General features: G+C 54.7%; 17 protein-coding genes. 5 read left to right on the top strand and 12 right to left on the bottom strand.

Translation table 11 applies throughout. The features are described from left to right. Positions 1–90: 90 nt before the first annotated feature. The gene (gene ndk, locus QK300_RS08060) at positions 91–513 is read right to left on the bottom strand and encodes a nucleoside-diphosphate kinase (RefSeq protein WP_281301180.1); all 423 of its coding nucleotides are present in this window, start codon (positions 511–513) and stop codon (positions 91–93) included. A gap of 117 nt (positions 514–630) precedes the next feature. On the opposite strand from ndk, the gene QK300_RS08055 reads away from it, so the two are divergent. Further along, on the top strand, positions 631–2,520 hold the full coding sequence (locus QK300_RS08055) for an ATP-binding cassette domain-containing protein (protein WP_281301179.1): 1,890 nt from the start codon (positions 631–633) through the stop codon (positions 2,518–2,520). 32 nt (positions 2,521–2,552) lie between these two features. On the opposite strand, the gene QK300_RS08050 is transcribed toward QK300_RS08055, so the two are convergent. The 10 genes from QK300_RS08050 to QK300_RS08005 all read right to left on the bottom strand — a co-directional run bounded on the left by QK300_RS08050 (position 2,553) and on the right by QK300_RS08005 (position 13,038). Then, positions 2,553–3,020: a DNA polymerase III subunit chi gene (locus QK300_RS08050; protein WP_281301178.1), complete on the bottom strand. Its 468-nt coding sequence runs from the start codon at positions 3,018–3,020 to the stop codon at positions 2,553–2,555. Positions 3,021–3,051: 31 nt separating this feature from the next. Beyond that, the gene (locus tag QK300_RS08045) at positions 3,052–4,929 is read right to left on the bottom strand and encodes a DUF885 domain-containing protein (RefSeq protein ID WP_281301177.1); all 1,878 of its coding nucleotides are present in this window, start codon (positions 4,927–4,929) and stop codon (positions 3,052–3,054) included. Between the two features lie 180 nt (positions 4,930–5,109). After that, the gene (locus QK300_RS08040; protein ID WP_281301176.1) at positions 5,110–8,028 is read right to left on the bottom strand and encodes a hypothetical protein; all 2,919 of its coding nucleotides are present in this window, start codon (positions 8,026–8,028) and stop codon (positions 5,110–5,112) included. Continuing rightward, positions 8,018–8,755, bottom strand: coding sequence for a flagellar motor protein MotB (locus QK300_RS08035; RefSeq protein ID WP_281301175.1), 738 nt, complete (start codon positions 8,753–8,755; stop codon positions 8,018–8,020). Before QK300_RS08035 ends, QK300_RS08040 begins: the two co-directional genes overlap by 11 nt. Beyond that, on the bottom strand, positions 8,752–9,420 hold the full coding sequence (locus tag QK300_RS08030; RefSeq protein WP_281301174.1) for a hypothetical protein: 669 nt from the start codon (positions 9,418–9,420) through the stop codon (positions 8,752–8,754). Before QK300_RS08030 ends, QK300_RS08035 begins: the two co-directional genes overlap by 4 nt. Before the next feature lie 9 nt (positions 9,421–9,429). Then, positions 9,430–10,083, bottom strand: coding sequence for a protein phosphatase CheZ (locus QK300_RS08025; RefSeq protein ID WP_281301173.1), 654 nt, complete (start codon positions 10,081–10,083; stop codon positions 9,430–9,432). A gap of 101 nt (positions 10,084–10,184) precedes the next feature. Beyond that, entirely contained in the window at positions 10,185–10,940 is a 756-nt protein-coding gene (locus QK300_RS08020; protein ID WP_281301172.1) for a hypothetical protein, read from the bottom strand. Beyond that, positions 10,937–11,368, bottom strand: a complete 432-nt coding sequence (locus QK300_RS08015) for a DUF6468 domain-containing protein (RefSeq protein ID WP_281301171.1) — start codon at positions 11,366–11,368, stop codon at positions 10,937–10,939. The genes QK300_RS08020 and QK300_RS08015 overlap by 4 nt, the downstream gene beginning before the upstream one ends. A 4-nt stretch (positions 11,369–11,372) precedes the next feature. Further along, the gene (gene fliM / locus QK300_RS08010; RefSeq protein ID WP_281301170.1) at positions 11,373–12,521 is read right to left on the bottom strand and encodes a flagellar motor switch protein FliM; all 1,149 of its coding nucleotides are present in this window, start codon (positions 12,519–12,521) and stop codon (positions 11,373–11,375) included. 7 nt (positions 12,522–12,528) lie between these two features. Continuing rightward, on the bottom strand, positions 12,529–13,038 hold the full coding sequence (locus QK300_RS08005; protein ID WP_281301169.1) for a flagellar basal body-associated FliL family protein: 510 nt from the start codon (positions 13,036–13,038) through the stop codon (positions 12,529–12,531). Between the two features lie 313 nt (positions 13,039–13,351). Between QK300_RS08005 and flgF the strand changes: the two genes are divergently transcribed. Genes flgF through flgH form a run of 4 tightly spaced genes read left to right on the top strand, consistent with a single transcriptional unit; the run spans position 13,352 to position 16,771 of the window. Further along, positions 13,352–14,095, top strand: a complete 744-nt coding sequence (flgF, locus tag QK300_RS08000) for a flagellar basal-body rod protein FlgF (protein ID WP_281301168.1) — start codon at positions 13,352–13,354, stop codon at positions 14,093–14,095. Positions 14,096–14,136: 41 nt separating this feature from the next. After that, positions 14,137–14,922, top strand: coding sequence for a flagellar basal-body rod protein FlgG (gene flgG / locus QK300_RS07995; protein WP_281301167.1), 786 nt, complete (start codon positions 14,137–14,139; stop codon positions 14,920–14,922). Between the two features lie 42 nt (positions 14,923–14,964). Beyond that, positions 14,965–15,969, top strand: a complete 1,005-nt coding sequence (gene flgA, locus QK300_RS07990; protein ID WP_281301166.1) for a flagellar basal body P-ring formation chaperone FlgA — start codon at positions 14,965–14,967, stop codon at positions 15,967–15,969. 43 nt (positions 15,970–16,012) lie between these two features. Next, a complete protein-coding gene (flgH, locus tag QK300_RS07985) occupies positions 16,013–16,771 on the top strand; it encodes a flagellar basal body L-ring protein FlgH (protein ID WP_281301165.1) in 759 nt (252 codons plus the stop codon). A gap of 62 nt (positions 16,772–16,833) precedes the next feature. Here flgH and hflX read toward each other — a convergent pair whose 3' ends face one another. After that, the gene (hflX, locus tag QK300_RS07980) at positions 16,834–18,108 is read right to left on the bottom strand and encodes a GTPase HflX (RefSeq protein WP_348651855.1); all 1,275 of its coding nucleotides are present in this window, start codon (positions 18,106–18,108) and stop codon (positions 16,834–16,836) included. Positions 18,109–18,177 lie beyond the last annotated feature (69 nt).

Here is an 18,177-nt window from a genome sequence, read left to right as displayed (position 1 = left end):
CCCCGTCCCCATGAAAATGGCGCGAGAAAACCCCCGCGCCATCATCGTCATTCAAAGAATGGCCCAAAATGCGGCCATATCAGCAGATCTTCAGCCGACGATTTCAATCCCGGCAAAGAAAAAGGCGATTTCAATCGCGGCATTTTCCGCACTGTCTGAGCCATGCACGGAATTGGCTTCGATATTTTCTGCAAAGCTTTTGCGGATAGTGCCTTCGGCGGCTTCCTTAGGATTGGTGGCCCCCATCACCTCACGATTTTTGGCAACGGCATCTTCGCCTTCCAGAACCTGAACAACCACAGGGCCAGAGGTCATAAAGGCGACCAGATCATTGTAAAACGGGCGTTCCTTATGCACGGCATAAAAGGCTTCGGCCTGCGCTTTGGTGAGGTGCAGGCGCTTTTGGGCAATGATCCGCAGCCCGGCGTTTTCCAGAACAGCATTGATCTGGCCGGTCAGATTGCGGCGGGTGGCATCGGGTTTGATGATCGAAAACGTACGCTGAAGTGCCATAAGACTCTTTTCCCTCAAAATTGGTTTGCATGAAGCTTCGCGGCGGTTTTTAAGCGATGAGAAAGCGAACTGCAAGGACTACCGTTTTTCATCGGGTCGTGTTAGAGGCACTGCGTCATGTTACATATCAAAGATCTCACCTACCGCATCGGCGACCGGCTTTTGCTCGATCACGCCACGGCACGCATCACCGCTGGTCAAAAGCTTGGCCTGATCGGTCAGAATGGCACTGGGAAATCAACACTTCTGGGATTGATCACGGGCGCCCTCACCCCGGAAGGGGGATCGATCAATATCCGCCCCCGCGCTTCTTTCACGCTGGTGGGGCAGGAAGCCCCTTCCGGCCCGCGCACATTGATCACCGCTGTTCTCGATGCCCATAAGGAAATGCGGGCTTTGGAGGACGAAGCCCAAACCGCAACCGATCCCAATCGGATCGCGGAAATCCATACCCGTTTGGCCGATATCGATGCTCATTCCGCGCCAGCACGGGCAGCGGCCATCCTTTCGGGGCTTGGTTTTGATCAGGAAGCGCAGGAACGCCCGCTCGACAGCTATTCCGGCGGCTGGCGGATGCGGGTTGCTTTGGCGGCAGCTTTGTTCACCCGGCCCGATCTTTTGCTGCTGGATGAGCCGACCAATTATCTCGATCTCGAAGGCGTGATCTGGCTGGAAAATTTCCTCCGCACCTATCCCTATACCGTGGTGGTGGTCAGCCATGATCGGTCTTTGCTCAATCGGGCGATCACCTCGATCCTCCATCTGGAAGGTGGTAAGCTGGTGGCTTATGCCGGTGGCTATGATGATTTCGAGCAGGCCCGGCTTCTGCGCAATGAACAACTGGCCTCGATGAAATCAAAGCAGGATGCCCAAAGGCGTCATCTGCAATCCTTCGTTGATCGATTCCGCGCTCAGGCCAATAAGGCAAGCCAGGCCCAAAGCCGCCTGAAAATGCTTGAGAAAATGCAGCCCATCGCGGCGGTTGTCGAAGAACATACCGTGCCGTTCAATTTTCCAAAGCCCGCGCCCTTGTCGCCGCCGCTGATCACGCTGGATGGGATTTCGGTGGGCTATCATGAAAATGAGCCGGTCCTGAGCCATCTTGATATGCGCATTGATCCCGATGATCGGATTGCCCTTTTGGGATCGAACGGCAATGGCAAATCAACCTTTGCCAAGCTTTTATCGAAACGATTAAAGCCGATGGGCGGCAAGATGACCATGCCGCGCAGCCTGAAGGTGGGCTATTTCGCCCAGCATCAGCTTGATGAACTGCATGAAAAAGAAACGCCCATTGATCATATGGCCCGTTTGATGGCGGATGCCACCGAAACCAAGGTGCGCACGCGATTGGGCAGCTTTGGCTTTTCCGCCGATAAAGCCGACAGGCCCGTGGAAACCTTATCGGGTGGGGAGAAAGCCCGGCTGCTTTTTGCCTTGATGACCCATGCCGCACCTCAGGTGATGATTTTGGATGAACCGACCAATCATCTGGATATCGATAGCCGCGAATCCCTCATCCGCGCCTTGAATGATTATGAAGGCGCGGTGATTTTGATCAGCCATGATCGTCGTTTGGTGGAAGCCTGTGCCGATCGCCTGTGGATCGTGGAAAATGGCGGGATCAATGTTTTCGATGGCAATATCGAAGATTATCGCCAAAGGCTTTTGCGCGAACGCGGGGCCCGCAGCGAATCCAGTGAGCGCGATGCCGCCAGCGATAAACGCAAAATCGGCCGCCGCTCTTCTGCCGATAAACGCACCCGATTGGCCCCTTTGCGCCAGGCGGTCAGCGATATGGAACAAAAGCTGGCCTATCTGAACGAGCAAAAAGAGCGCATTGCCCGAGCGCTGAACAGCCCTGCCCTTTATGATGGTAGCCAGCCCAATGGGCCCGCTAAAGCCGCGCATTTGCAGCAGGAACAAGGCCGATTGGAAAAGCTGATCGCCAAGGCCGAAGATGAATGGCTGATGGCCCAGGATAAGTTGGAAGAGGCTCAGGCTTGAAAGATCTGGCTTGAAAAATCTGGCCTGACAGATCAGGCTTTCTGCTCCCAGCCGCCCTGCTCTTTTTGCTGCCAATAGCTCTGGTTTTCCGCCTTGGCCTTAAAGTGCAACCAATCCGCGCGTGCGCTCTGCACGATGGCATCATCATGGCCATCAAACATATAGAGACACAGCTTATAAGGATGCGGAGCATCGGGCAGCGCGCCGCCATTGATTAAGATCAGCACATCAGGATCATTAGGGGGATCGGCAATGGCATCATCCCCCGCCGCCAGATAAACCGGCTGCAAAGCGGCATGAGGGCTGGCTGCCGTGCCATGGGGCAGGAAAGATACCGGATCATAGGCCCATAAGGCACGATCAAGGCGATCGAGCACATCCTGATCGGGCACCCGCACAAAGCAGCGCAGGCCGCGCCCCATAACTTTTTCAAGTAATTTGGGAAACGCGGCCTCTAGCGACTGACGTTGAAGATGGTAGAAACGGACCTCTTCGAGCATCAGCGATCACATCTTGAAAGGCGGATCGCCATCAGCCCGCAGTTTTCCGGGCTTCGACCCAGCCATTGATTTTTTCTTCAAGAATATCAAGGGGAAGCGGCCCGTCTTTCAGAACTTCATCATGATAGCCCCGAATATCAAATGCATCGCCCAAGGCTTCACGGGCTTCTTCACGCAGGGAGAGGATCTTTTCCTTGCCGATCATATAGGCCGTGGCCTGCCCCGGCATTACGATATAGCGTTCAATGGCTTTTGAAAGATCGCCCTCGGGATTGGGGGTATTGGTCCGCAGATAATCAATGGCCTCTTCACGAGTCCATTTTTTATCGTGCAAACCGGTATCCACCACCAGCCGCGCTGCCCGCCATAATTCCATCGCCAGCCGCCCGAAATCGGAATAGGGATCTTCATAAAAGCCCATTTCCTTTGGCAGATATTCCGAATAAAGACCCCAGCCTTCGGTATAGGCAGTGAAGCGCGCCATCCTTTGGAACATGGGCACGCCCTCAAGCTCCTGCGAAATGGCAATCTGCATATGATGGCCGGGAATGCCTTCATGATAGGCCAAGGCTTCCATCTGATAGATGGGCATATCCGTCATATCATATAGATTGGCGTAATAGGTGCCGGGCCGCGAGCCATCAAGCGCCGGTTGCTGGTAAAAAGCCTTGCCCGCCGCCTTTTCGCGGAAGGGTTCAACCCGCTTCACCACCATATCGGCTTTGGGCAGAATGCCGAAATAATCCGGCAGTTTGTCGCGCATCTGATCAATCAGCGCCTTCGCCTCATTCAGATATTGCGCCCGCCCTTCATCGGTATTGGGATAGATGAACTGCTCATCGGTCCGGATGAATTCAAAGAAATCCTGCAAGTTCCCCACAAACTCCACCTGCTTCATGATGCCCAGCATTTCTTCATGAATGCGGGCAACATTATCCAGGCCGATCTGATGAATTTCGGCGGCACTAAGATCGGTGGTCGTGTAATTTTGCAGGCGATCATTATAATAAGCTTCGCCATTGGGCAGTTTCCAGACGCCATCATCGGTGGTGGCGATCTGTTCTTGCCGTTCCAATTCGGCAATCAGCCGTTCATAGGCGGGCTGCACCGATGTCAGCAAGGCATCGCGGCCCTGCTCGCGCAAAGCGGTGGCCTCATCCTCACTCAAATCAAGGGCGGCGAGCTTTTCATTGAAATCATCCCACAAAGCAGAATCATCGCCGCTTTCATCAAAGGGAGCGCCCGTGATCACATTGCGCGAGGCTTCAAGCACGAGGGGATAGACGAAACGCGGCGGTACCACCCCCAGTTCCTCGCTTTTTTTGACATTGGCAAGGATCTGATCCATCAGCCCCGATACCCCTTCGAGGCGCGATACATAAGCTTCGATATCCGAAGGCTGTGTAACCCGGTGGATATTGATCAAAAAGCTGGGAATTTGCTGCTGCCAACCAAACATCTGATTGATCGGATAGCTGTAATGACGCCATTTTTCGCCATCGATGTCTCTTTGGGTGAGGATCTTGAACAGGCGATGCGATAATTTGGCCTGCGCATCAAGGGCATCCGCATCAAAACCCTTCAACGTTTCAAGGCGCTGCTGATAGATCGCCAGGGTTTCATCGGCAAATTGATCCGACAGATCATCCCATTTGCCGTAATCTTCGGTTTTCCGCCCCAGATAGGCCTGGCGCATGGGTGAGCGGGCCACATCGTCTTCAAAAGCCTGCTCAAAAAAGCTGTAAAGCCGTTGGGATTCGGTTTGCACCTGTTCGCTGGCCGGTCTTTCGCTCTGGCTCGTTTGGTTATTCTGATTGCCAGCATTATCGCAGGCAGATACGGCAATCGATAAGGCTAAAGCCGAAGCCCCGCCCAGAATAAGCCGATATAACACGCTCTTTTGAACCATCTTACGCTCCCTTGAGTGATCTTGGTTTGCGATCATTTTTATGAATTAACCATTCTCTGCCGCCCTTAATGAAAAAAGCACCGCAGGCGGCCATCTTATCTAAGGTTTTATGGAGATGATCCTAGACCCGGGCGCGGCTGACAGCAAGCCATAGACTGTGATGATCCAGTACTGGAAATATTAAAAAGCCGTGCCGCCCGTGGGGGTGAATTCAGCCCGATAAGCTGAGAGGAAAGAGCGGAATTGATCAACGCCACCCAATTCACCGGCAATCCGCCCCAATTCACCAGCGGGGGTTCCCGATGGGCTGGTCAATAAATCAAAGACCCCGGCATAATCCCCCTCCATGATCAGGGGGCGATAGCGGGACCGCAATTGCGCCAAACGTTCCCGCGCATCATTAAAGGAAAGCGCCAGGGCCTGACGGATGAGAACTTCCCGTTCCGGCAAGGCCAGGGGCGCCTCATTCCGCCAGCGATTGCCCAGCAGCCGATCTGATATGGTGGCCAAGGCAGACCAATCCTGGCTCGCCCAGTAAATATCGGCGCGCAACTGATCCGCCTCGCGCCCTGATGTGTTTTCCAACAGGACCAAAGCTTCCTCATAGCGCTTTAATTCAGACAAGGCCCGGGCCGAAACAAGGGTACGCTGCTTTAGCACATCATCAGGCAAGATGGGCTGGCGGGTGGCGCGCATGATCCGCAGGGTATCTTCCGGGCGGCCATCCAGCAGATAAATCTTGCCCAATTGTGCAGCGACCAAAGCCTGTGCCGATCCTTCCAGCCGATAGCTGACCTGATGTTCCAAAAGCTCGGCAGCACGATCAACCAGATCAACGGAAACCAACCGCTCAACCAAATGGCGGATCATCCGATCCCCGGAACTGCCCAAGGGGGTCAATTCGCTGAAATCATAAAAAAGCCCCAAGGCCTCCAAGGGCGGCAGTTTATCGGCAGCGCCATCAAGAAACAGTCTGGAAAAAATAGCCGACATCTGTGCCGCCAGATCCCGGGATTGGGCATCGGTGGCAAAAGCCGAAGCCGCAAGCTGAAGGGTTAAAAGCGCCTGACGATATTGCTCTTGCTGGCGATAAAGATCCGCCAGCGTTTCCAAAACATCCATCTCCAGCCTGTCGCCCCGCCAGGCAAAGCGGAGCCTTTCCAGCCGGGCCGTGGCCTCGCTGATCGAGATATTGCCCTCGCCATATTCCAGCCTTGCCAATTGCAGGCGGGCTTTTGTGGCTAAATGACGATCCCGGGCGCTGGCGGCATCCTGATAGCGGGCGCGGGCGGTGGCAATATCCCCCCGGCTTTGCACCAATTGGCCATAAAGATAATCAACGGCTAGCGCCTGATTGCCGCTCAACCCCATATTTTGCAGGCTGGTGATCTGCCCGCTGGCCAGATCATAGGCTTTTTCCGCCATAGCCGATTGGGCGATGGCGAGATGGATTTTTGCCAGAAAAGGCCGATCATGAAGGGCCAAGGCCTCGCTGCCACGACGAAAATAATCAAGAGCCAAGGCATGGCGCTCGGCACGATTGGCAGCCAAGGCCCGCCACAACCATAGATCGGATTCGGCATCCAGATTTGGATCAAGCAGGGCCGACAAAGCCTCAAGAGGCCGATTGAGACCCAACAGAACAACCCCCGAAACGGCCTTCCATTGCAGGGTATTTTTGATTTCGGGATCGGTATCCGCCAAAAGCGCCAGCATCGCATAAGCTTCGGGATAGGCCCCATGGCCAGCATAATAACGGGCGAGATCCCAGCGCACCGATTTACGTGATGCCGCATCCGCCAGGGATAAATCCACCAGCATCTGCTGTTCGCGGGCCGTATAATCGGCTTTTGTGCCCTCATGGGCTCCTTGTCGCCAGGCATCAAGATCAATCATCCGCGAGACCACAATGCCGCCCCGCCCCGCACCCATCCGGGCGGCCAAATCGGAGCCTGAAATCGCCAGGCCCCTTTGCGAGCCGATACTGACCCCGGTGGCAAAACGAACGATCTGAAGCCCATCGGCCACAGGATCAATGACCAACCCTTGAGCTGAAGGCAAAAGATGGAAATCCACATATTGATGATCTTGCGCCAGGCCGCGACCATCATCCCCCAAGGGGATCACCGAAAGCCGATCCCCCACTGCCGGATCAACGAGGCTGAGGCGGCCACCCACCTCATCGGCGGCAACGAAAATCACCGTTCCCTGTGCCCCCGCCTGACGCACAGGGGTCAATTCCCGGGCAGGAGCCGATGCCCCGCTCACGATCCGCACCCGCCAGATTTGGCCCGTGCGCCGCACTGATAAGCCCACCGCCCCCACCAGATCGAAACGCAAGGCCGTAAAGCCTTGGGCATCCATCTGTTCGGCACTGCGTAAAGGGCCGGAATTTCCCTCGGCTACGGATCGCTCCACGGCCGATAAATCAACCCGACGGCTATCCTCGAAAATCGTCCACAGCCAGCCGGATCGCAGGAAAACAGCCGCTGTGGTGCCCTTTTGCCAGCCAAAGGCAAGCTCGATACCATCCGCATCTTTCACAAGGCTGAGCGGCAACAGATCGGCTGAGGCCTCAGGCCGGTAGCTGAGCGGGGATAAGGCGGCCGCCCCCTGCTCTGCTGCTGCCGACCGCATGTCTTGTGGCGGATTTTGGGGCGGCGGGGCGGGTTCAGCCGCGGCCTCAGCCCTGATCCCTTCGGCATTTTGAGCAGGAAAAACATCCAGAACAAGGCTGGCCCCGCTCAGAAAATGCCTGAAACTGCTTTGGGGATTGATGGTGATAACAAGGCTCGTTCCGGACCCGTTTTGATCATCATCAGCCTGTGCCTCAATGGCCATGATATGGGCTAAGGGATCATTTCTCAGCACACTGAAATCAAAAGCATGTTTTTGGGCAAACTGAAGCCTGATCCGATCCCCCGCTTTGGTGATCTGATATTGGGGAACCTGCAAAAAATCAAAAACCACCCGGCTAAAAGTGGGATGCTCGCCCCGGCGAACGGAGATCGCCGTTGCCTCATCCTGAGCAAAAACGACTTCATAAGGGACGAGCCAAACACCCCAGATCAGCAGAAACAAAAAGAGCCTAGCCATCATCGGACGGCTCCCTTTGCCATGCCAGAATTTCAATCTCGACCCGACGCGCCTGCGCCATTTTTTCTGATCTGTTGCCATCGGCGTTGCGTTCGTCAAATTGGCCCGCACCATAGCCATAGATCGTCATGGGATAATGATAGCCCTTAACTGTCAAAAAATCTGCAACGCTTTGGGCGCGGCGCAGGGAAAGCTCCCAATTTGAGGCATAAATCTGCCCCCGCATGGGGCTTGGATCAGTATGGCCGGAAATCACGATCCGATTATCGATCCGTCGCAATTGCTGGGCCAGATCAGACAAAGCTCCCTGAGCTGCTGAATTGAGCCGGGTAGACCCCAATTCAAAGGATAAATCCGACGACAGGCTGATGATCACCCGATCATCACTGCGGGTAACCTGCGCCATGGGCTGAGCATCGCCGCCTTTTTGGCTACCTGACCATTGATGCGTCAATAAAGCCGCCAAATAATCCAGCCCAACCCCCCAAGGCACATAGCGACGAAGCTGATCCGCATCGGGTTTATCGGACTCCACGATCTGCGCCTGATTGGGATTGAATTGCTTGCGAAACGACGCCAGAACCGATTCCCATTCGGAAAGCTGCACGGCATTCATGGAAAAGAGCAAAACAAAAAATGTCAGCATTAAAGCCAATAAATCCGCAAGGCTAACCATCCATGAGGCTGATGTTTGTGATTTTCTGACAAGGATCGGCGGGGGGCTGATCATTGGGCACCCCTGCCGCTCTCCAGGGCAGGCTGATTGGCCCGCAGATGGATTTTCAACCGCCGCCCGGGCGCCTTTTTATCAAGGCCAATGGCCAAAGACGATTGTGGAATGCCCTGCCCCACAAGGCTCAAGGCCAGGGCATTGGCGCGCCGATAGGCCAGATCCCCTTCCGCCTTGGCCTGCCCGAAGATAAAAGCGATTTCACGCTTTTCACCATAAGGGGCGCTTTTGATGAGCGTTGATATTTTTTGGAAAAAAGCCGTTGCCTGCTCGCTCAATTCAGCGCTTTGGGCGAAAAATATCGCCCGGGCATCCATTTCAAAAACCAGCATATTGCCGCCTTCGGCAGGATAAGAGCGCACAAGCCCCGGCATTTCGGAAATCAGCGCACCGGCAAGACGAAAAAATTCACTATCGGATTGGGCATAGCGATCAGGCGGCAGCAAACCCGGACGCCGCACCGGGGGGCCGAACGGACGCTCGAACGCATCTTCAAGGCTTTGCACCACCGCAACAGAGCGCGCCGTTTCGCGATTTGAAATCACATTCATGACAATGAAAAAAGCCAGAAGAATAAGATAGAGCGAAACAAAAAGCCCTATGGATGGATCAATGAAACGGCCCCGTCCATCCCGCTGATGATGATGTTCATGAAAGGCCGACATGGCCATTCATCAATCAAAACTGGCAAGAAGGGCATCGATATCATCCTGATTATTCCCCTTCCCATCCAATTGGGGCCCATGCTTTAAGGCATCTTCATTCACGACCTCACCTTTTTCATTGAAGATGTTTTCTTCCTCATCTTCGTGAATGGTGGTGTCGCCAATGGCTTCGGCCAAAGCGGTCAAGCGCTCTTCGATATGGCGCAAAACGCTGACAACCTTGGAAACCCGCTGCCCGGTAATATCCTGAAAGCTTGATGCTTCAAAGATTTCGGTGCTCAATTCAAATAATCGGTCACCATGTTCGCCGGTAACTTCGCCTGCAAGCTCACCCATCTTGTCGGCAGCATCCATAATCTTGCCTGCCGCTTCTTCGGTATGCGCTACCACGGCATCCAATTCATCCCGGGCGGTAACGATATGCTTGTCGGTCAGGGTTTTGGGCCGCATGAAAGCCAGTTCATCACGGGCATGGGCAATGAAATCGAGCAATTCGCGCACTTCGGAACCCACATCCGCCTTGGCTTCCACGCCCTGACCATCAAGGGACGTCAGCAGATTGGCGACCACGGACCCGATTTCATCCACGGTTACAGCCTCACCCTTTGAGGCTTTAATCGCATTGAGCCTGTCCTCAATGCTCAGAGCCACCGCCTTGGTCATCCGCTGCTCCCGAAATTATGTGCGCCTGAGACTATCTGTTACTGTCAAGTCAATGACTGTCAATTTAGCAGTCCGACAGTTAAAAGCCTGTTAATTTCAATCTATTGTGCAGCTGTTTCCTGCCCCAGCGCCTCAACATTCGGTAAGGGATTGCGCGTGGCGAGCCTTGTGGTCAGGGTTTTTGCCACATCGGTATCCATTTCCGCCAGAAGGGCTGCCATTTTACGATCCGACATCCGCAAAGCAACCTGCTGCTGAATATCCATATCAAGACGTTCGAAAATCGCGGCGGCATCCTTGGGCTTCATGGTTTCATAGACTTTAACGATCGATTGAATCTGCTGATCTTCCTGATCTTCATGCTTTTCCACCAAGGCAGCGATTTTTTGCTCGATGGTTCGCAATTCAGAAATCTTCTGATCGATCCGGCGTTCGGTCGAGGCCAGTATCTGCTCACGCAAGGCTGCTTTTTGTTCTTGTTCTTCAAGCTGTTGGCGGCGCTTTCTCAGGTCTTGCAACAGATTCATTTCAGACCGGCTGATCCCGGCAATCGCGGCTGTTGCGGAAACCGCTTCATCGTCGCCTGACAAAGGTGCTGATGCGGTTGCTTCTGCCGCCCCGGCCCCATCCTGGGCCTTTTCATTGGGTTGATCGGCTTTCGGTTCAGCGCCATTGGCCGCAGGGGCTGCCGTTTCCTGCGCGCTGGCCTTGCTGACCAAGCGGCTGAGGTCGCCAGCGAAAGTCCCCGATTTAATAGCGAGGCCCACCACCGCAACCATGATGAAAACCGGCAAAAGCCTCAATCGGGCAAGGGGCCGACCAATGCTATTGACTGATAAAAACGCACGCACGCTCATCGGGCTTCCTTCAGGGCTTTCAAAAGATCCGGCCGACCACTTCGGATCGGGGTCACTTTTTCTTCAGTTCCCGCCGTTTCAGCCGAATCCCGCGCCGCTTTGGCGGTCAATTTCTTCTCAAGCCGATCGGCCAGATTGTTTCCCGCTTCGGTGATCAGGGTCAATTCATCGGCCATGGCCCGGGCCTTGCGCGTCGAGGATTGAAGATTGTCATCCGCCTCGCCGCCCATTTTCCGCAGATTTGCAATGGATTCTTTTGCCTGCGTGGTGGCATTTTCCAAGCGATCCACAAGGCTTGCCAGTTCATTTTGACCTTTGCGCATCTCTTGCAAACGGCTGTTCACCCGAATACAGGCATAAAGAACGGCGGCCAGCAGCACGATCAATGTCGCATCAAGCGCAAGACCTGTCATCTCTGTCATCGACATGGCTTCAATCCTTTCGACCCGCACGTTTCAAGCGGTTCACATTATTCACCTGCACCGCCAGTTTTTGCCCTGATCGTCCCATTCTGGCATTGAGCAAAGTCACCTCGCCGCAGCGCATTTCAAGGCTGTCCTGAGGCGTGACATTCAGCTGAATGGTTTGGCCCACCTGAAGATTCATCACATCCCGCAGGCTCATCACCTGTTCATCAAGCACCGCCCGAAGCTGCAGATCGGCAGACCATAATTCGGTGGCGAGATGGGTTTCCCAGATACTGTCGCGACCGAATTTTTCACCCATGAAACGCTGCAGCAGCAATTCGCGCACGGGTTCCAATGTGGCATAGGGATAAAGCAGTTCCAATCGTCCGCCGCGATCTTCCATATCAATCCGCAGCTTGATCAGCACGGCGGCATTGGGCGGGCGGGCGATGGTCGCAAAGCGCGGATTGGTTTCCAGCCGATCAAAGGTGAAATTGGTGGGTGATAAAGGCTCGAACGCCGCCGACATATCCTTCAAAATGACCGCGATCATGCGTTCGACAAGGGTTTGTTCAATGGTGGTATAGGGCCGCCCTTCGATCCGCATCGCCGCCGTGCCCCGGCGTCCGCCCAAAAGCACATCAACAATGGAATAAATGAGCGAGCTATCAACGGTCATCAGGCCGTAATTATCCCATTCTTCGGCCCGGAACACGGCCAGCATGGCCGGCAGCGGGATGGAATTGAGATAATCGCCAAAGCGCACGGAGGTGATATTATCAAGGCTGACCTCGATATTATCAGAGGTGAAATTACGCAAGGAGGTGGACATCATCCGCACCATGCGGTCAAAGATGATATCGAGCATCGGCAGGCGTTCATAGGACACCAGAGCACTGTTGATCAGCGCCTGTATACCATGAGAATCGCCGCCATCATCCTCGCCATCAAAACCGAGCAGGCTATCGATTTCATCCTGATCGAGAACCCGCCCCGGCGCACTGCCCGAATAGCCATCCCCATCATCATCTTCCGCATCGCCAGCGGCCATGGCTTCCCATTCTGCGGCCACGGCATCGTCATCGGGGGCATCATCATCGGCACCGGCCATAGCGGCCCATTCCGCGGCTACGGCTTCGTCATCGATCTCTTCATTTTCGGTTTCGTCGGCCATGTTTGCTCTACTGAACCAGCATTTCCCTGAACAGAACGTCTTTGACTTCCACCGGCGCCACCGATGTATTGATCCGAACCAGCAATTCTTCCTTCAAACGATAAAGACCCGCCGAGCCATTGAGATCCTGCACCCGCAATTCGCGCAAATATACCTGAAAATCATCAATGATCCGCGGCATTTTTTCTTCCACCGCCGCCCGGGCACTTTGCCTGTCAACCTCAAGGCTGATGCGGGCCCGCAGAAACTGCTGCTGGCGTTCCCCGGTGTTGAGATTGACGACCATTTCGGGCAGATCAATAAAGATCAACTGGATCTGCTCCTTCACCGGCTTGTCATCGGCCACTGGTTCTTCCTTGCCGCCCATCAGCATCATCAGCACAACAATGATCGCAATCAGGATGACAAGAGCCGGAACGGCAATCAGGATAATTTTCTTCCCGCTGAATTTTTTGGCCTGAGGCATATCCCCCAAATCGCCAGCAAGATCATCATCGAGATTATCGTCAACTGCCATGGGTCCGTCCGTTCAATTTCAGAAAACCGATCCTGCACATAAGCTCAAGCGCGCTCTGTCTTGCTATAGTTAATATCGAGAGTGTTAATAAGTCGTAAGGGTCTTGAAAGACTCTTGGTCGCACGTCGTCCTGATCAAAGCGGCAAACTCTGCCCCATGCTCATCCGTTCACGGCCAGCTTTCACGATCAAAATCACCAATCCATTGAAATCATTGAATTCCATAATCTGGCACGGGCATTGCATTGCGATGAGGCAAGGGCAGCGCCGGTGATTTGGCGTTCCTTTTGAGACCTTGCGAAAAATGGAGACGGATGATGGACACATTGCTTTCAATCGGCTTATCGCATCAAGGCGCCATGCTGCGGCGCATGGATGTGATCGCCAATAATATTGCCAATGCATCCACCACGGCTTTCAAGCGCGAACGGGTGGTTTTTCAGGATTATCTGTTCACCATGAAAGGCGAAGGCCCCAAAGAACTGCGCGATGTGCGGATGGTTCTGGATTATGGGGTGGTCCCCGATATGAGCAAGGGCGAGTTTATCATGACCCGCAATCCGCTGGATGTGGCCATGGAAAATGAAGGCTTCATGGTCATCCAAAGCGACGAGGGCGAACGCCTTTACACCCGCAACGGCAATTTTCGCATCAATATCGATGGTGAATTAACGACGCAAACGGGTCAGCGTGTTTTAGGGGTCAATGATCAGCCGATCAGGATCAATCCTGATGATACCAATATCATCATCACCGAAGATGGCACCATGCGCTCGGATCTTGGCGATATCGGCCAGATCCAGATGGTGCAATTTGCCAATTATCAAGGCTTGGAGCGCCGGGGCGACAGCCTTTTTGCCACCGAGCGTGAAGAGCTGCCGCCCGCTGAGCTGCGGCTCGTTCAGGGGGCTTTGGAAGGATCGAACGTCAATCCCATCGAGCAGGTGACCAGCATGATCAATGTGCTGCGCAGCTATCAATCGATGGAACGCAGCCTCAATACCTATTCCGAGCAGCAGGACCGCGCCATTGATCGGCTCTCACAGGTCCAAGCCTGATTTTTAAAAGCGCTTCCAGCCCATAATTCAAGGACAAGACAATGAAATCATTGAATACAGCCGCCACCGGGATGCTTGCTCAGCAATTGAATGTCGAAGTGATCTCGAACAATATCGCCAATCTCAACACCACGGCTTTCAAGCGCCGCCGTGCTGAATTCCAGGATCTGCTCTATCAGAATATCGAACGGGTGGGTGCCAATTCAACGGCACAAGGCAATGTGGTGCCATCGGGCATTCAGGTGGGTGTGGGCGTGCGCGCCGCCGGGGTTTATCGCATCGCCACCCAAGGCAGCCTTGAATTGACCGATAATCCCCTTGATCTGGCGATCAATGGCCGGGGCTTTTTCCGCGTCCAAAGCCCTGATGGCGAAGAGCTTTATACCCGCGCCGGATCGTTTCAACGCGATCAGGATGGCCGGATCGTAACGCCCGAAGGCTTTGAAATCCTGCCCGGCATCAATATTCCTGAAGAAGCGATCGATGTCAGCATCAATCAGGAAGGCGAAGTTCAGGTGACCCTGCAAGGCCAGGTCAACCCCCAGATCGTGGGGCAGCTTGATCTTGCCACCTTTACCAATGAAGCCGGTTTGGAAGCCATTGGCTCTAATCTTTTGCGGGAAAGCCAGGCATCCGGCCCGGCCACTGTGGCCACCCCGGGCACCAATGGCTTTGGCCTGATCGAGCAGGGTTTCCTTGAGAAATCAAATGTCGATCCGGTCCAGGAAATCACCAATCTGATCACTGCCCAGCGCGCTTATGAATTGAATTCCCGGGTGATCACCACATCCGATGAAATGCTCAATGCCGTGAACAGCCTGCGCTGATGAACCCGCCCTTTTGAAATGCTCCTGATAGGGAAAGATGACATGACCAAAGCCCGCGCGATGATCGCATCGATGATGCTGAAAAGCCTGATCGTGATGACCGCATTGAGCGCCCTGCTTATGACCAGCCCCCTGGCGATGGCAATGATGACCAAATCATCCGCCACTGTTAACGGCCCGCTGATCACCCTTGGTGATGTGCTTTTAACCCTGCCGGATCAAATCTCTGCGCAAAAGGCGGCTGAAACCGTTCTGGCCTCAGCCCCCCTGCCCGGTGAAAGCCTGACCCTCTCGCGCTTTGATATCGATCGCGCCCTGCAAAAGGCAGGTTTTGCCCACGGCCTTGAAAATGCCAGCGGCTATATCAAGATCACCCGCGCCGGGCATAGGGTTCCTGAAGAGATCATCCTCAAAAAGCTTGCTGATGACATTTCCCGTTCCGGTAATCATGAACAGGTATCCGTGCGTCTCACCAATATGAGCAATCCTCTTTATGCCGCCCTGTCGGCTGATCTGGGCAAACTGCGTATCGAGGCCCTTTCGGTGGATGAAACAACGGGTCGCTTCACCGCCACCCTTGCCATCCCCCATGATGAAGGAAACTGGAATCGGGTGGCCCTTTCCGGCATGGCCGAGCCCACTGCAATGATCCCGGTGCTGGTCCGCAATATGAACAGCGATGAGGTGATCAGCCGGTCAGACATCGATTGGATCGAAATGTCGGAGCGGCGCATCAATCGCACCATGATCCGGGATGCTTCGGAATTGATCGGCCTTGCCCCCGTGCGGATGCTGCGGGCCGGGCAAGCCCTGCGCACAAGCCAGGTGCAGCGACCGCTTTTAGTCACCAAAGGCTCGGTCGTAACAATGTTCGTCCGCAATGGTGCCCTCACTGTAAGCGCCACCGGGAAAGCCATGCAGGATGGCGCCAAAGGTGATTTCATCCGGCTTTTGAATACGGCCAGCAATCGCACCGTAGAGGCCCGCGTCACCGCATCCGGGGTGGTTGAAGTGATGAACCGTGCCGTTGTGGCCGCTTCGCAATGATCTCAATGAAGGCATCTTCTGGAAAAAATAGGAAGGACGTGTCATGAACAGGGCTTATCACATCTATAGCCAATGGCTAAAAATCGGGCTTCTCAGCGCCAGCCTTGGGGCCTGCACTATGGGGGATCGTCTGGCAAATATCGGCAAAGCCCCCGATCTGGCCCCCATCGAAAATGTTCAGGCCCCCACGAGAACGCGATCCCTCTCCTTGCCGATGATGAGCCAGGATCAAGGCGTGGGCCAGGCCAATTCCTTATGGCGAACCGGGGCGAAGGCTTTTTTCCGCGATCAACGGGCTGCCCAGATCGGCGATATTCTAACCGTAGCCATCGAGATCAATGACCGGGCCGCCATTGAGAACCAAACGATCCGTTCGCGCAATAATACGGAAACCGCCGGTCTCGATGGCTTTCTGGGCTTTGAAGGCAAGCTCAACAAGGTTTTACCCAATACCGTGAACCCGGCCGCCTTGGCCGATTTCGGATCGACCAGTTCTTCAACCGGGAATGGAGAAGTGGATCGTTCGGAAACCATCGAATTGACCATAGCTGCCATCGTCATCGATGTGCTGCCCAATGGCAATCTGGTGATCCAGGGGCGACAGGAAGTGCGGGTGAATTTTGAAGTGCGGGAACTGCTGATCGCTGGATTGGTTCGCCCGGAAGATATTTCCGCCACCAATATCATCAACCACTCACAAATTGCCGAGGCGCGCATTTCCTATGGCGGGCGCGGCCAGCTCAGCGATATGCAGCAGCCTCGCTATGGCCAACAGCTTTATGATATTTTGTTCCCATTCTAATGATGGGCACAGGCAGCAAAGAAAAAGGGGCCGATTGCAGCCCCTTTTTTATAAACAAACGATCAGGATTGATCCCCACCCTGCAGCGCCAGAAATTTAGCATGGCTCACCGGATCGATCCGCACCTTTACATGGGTGCGCCCCTCATCATCGGCAGATTGCGCTAAAACCTCGCCATGGCGATGCAGCCAGGAAAGATCACCCCCACGCCAAGGCTCGATAATCAGATCATGCACGCTATCATCGGCGCCCACACACTGATCGATCCTTTCCATCAATTCATGAAGACCAGCCCCGGATAATGCAGACACAGGCACATCGTGCGGCGACTTTTGCGAGAGATTAACCAAAGCATCCCGCTCAGCATCGGGCAGAAGATCAATTTTATTCAAGGCCTCGATCATCATCGGGCCCGCCACCTCGCCCGGCTTCACGCCCAGATCGGCGAGCACATGGAGCACATCGGCCTTTTGCGCCTCACTATCGGGGTGGGCCACATCACGCACATGCACGATCAGATCGGCAGAAATCACTTCTTCCAATGTGGCCCGGAATGCCGCGATCAGATGGGTGGGAAGATCCGAGATGAAGCCAACGGTATCGCTCAGGATCACTTTGCGTCCGGTGACCAGATCAATGGATCGCATGGTGGGATCAAGGGTCGCAAACAGCATATCGGCCGCCAGCACATCTGAATGGGTCAGCCGATTGAACAGGGTGGATTTGCCGGCATTGGTATAGCCCACAAGGGCAACCACCGGATAAGGGGCCTTTTGCCGCCGGGTGCGATGCAATTCCCGGGTTCGGGTCACGGTTTCAAGCTGACGTTTGATCTGGGCAATGCGATCCGTGATGATGCGCCTGTCGGCTTCGATCTGGGTTTCACCGGGGCCGCCGATGAAACCGAAACCGCCGCGCTGCCGCTCCAGATGGGTCCAGCTTCTGACAAGGCGCGATTTCTGATAATTCAGATGCGCCAGTTCAACCTGCAATTCCCCTTCTTTGGTGGCCGCACGTTCACCAAAGATTTCAAGAATAAGCCCGGTGCGATCGATCACCTTGGTTTTCCACTCGCGCTCCAGATTGCGCTGCTGAACAGGCGAAAGTTCGGCATCCATGATCACCAGATCAATGCTGTGTTCGGCGATATAGCTGCCCATCTCCGCAACCTTGCCCTTGCCAAGCAGGGTTGCGGGCCGAGCCGGGGCCAAAGCCACAAGCTCTGCCCGCTCGACCGCGATATTGATGGCCATGGCCAGACCAACCGCTTCTTCCAAGCGGGCGGCGGGGCTGCGCACCTTATCGTCATAAGCCGTTTTATGCGCGTTTTTTTTCACCCATGGGTGAATGACAAGAGCCCGGGTCGGCTGCTCCCCATCATGGGGAGACCGAAGCCCGACATGCTC

It is taken from the genome of Iodidimonas sp. MBR-22 (assembly GCF_029946565.1).
Taxonomy (GTDB): Bacteria; Pseudomonadota; Alphaproteobacteria; order Sphingomonadales; family Rhodothalassiaceae; genus Iodidimonas; species Iodidimonas nitroreducens.
The sequence above is the reverse complement of the archived record's forward strand: the minus strand, read 5'-3'. Positions and strand labels throughout refer to the sequence as shown.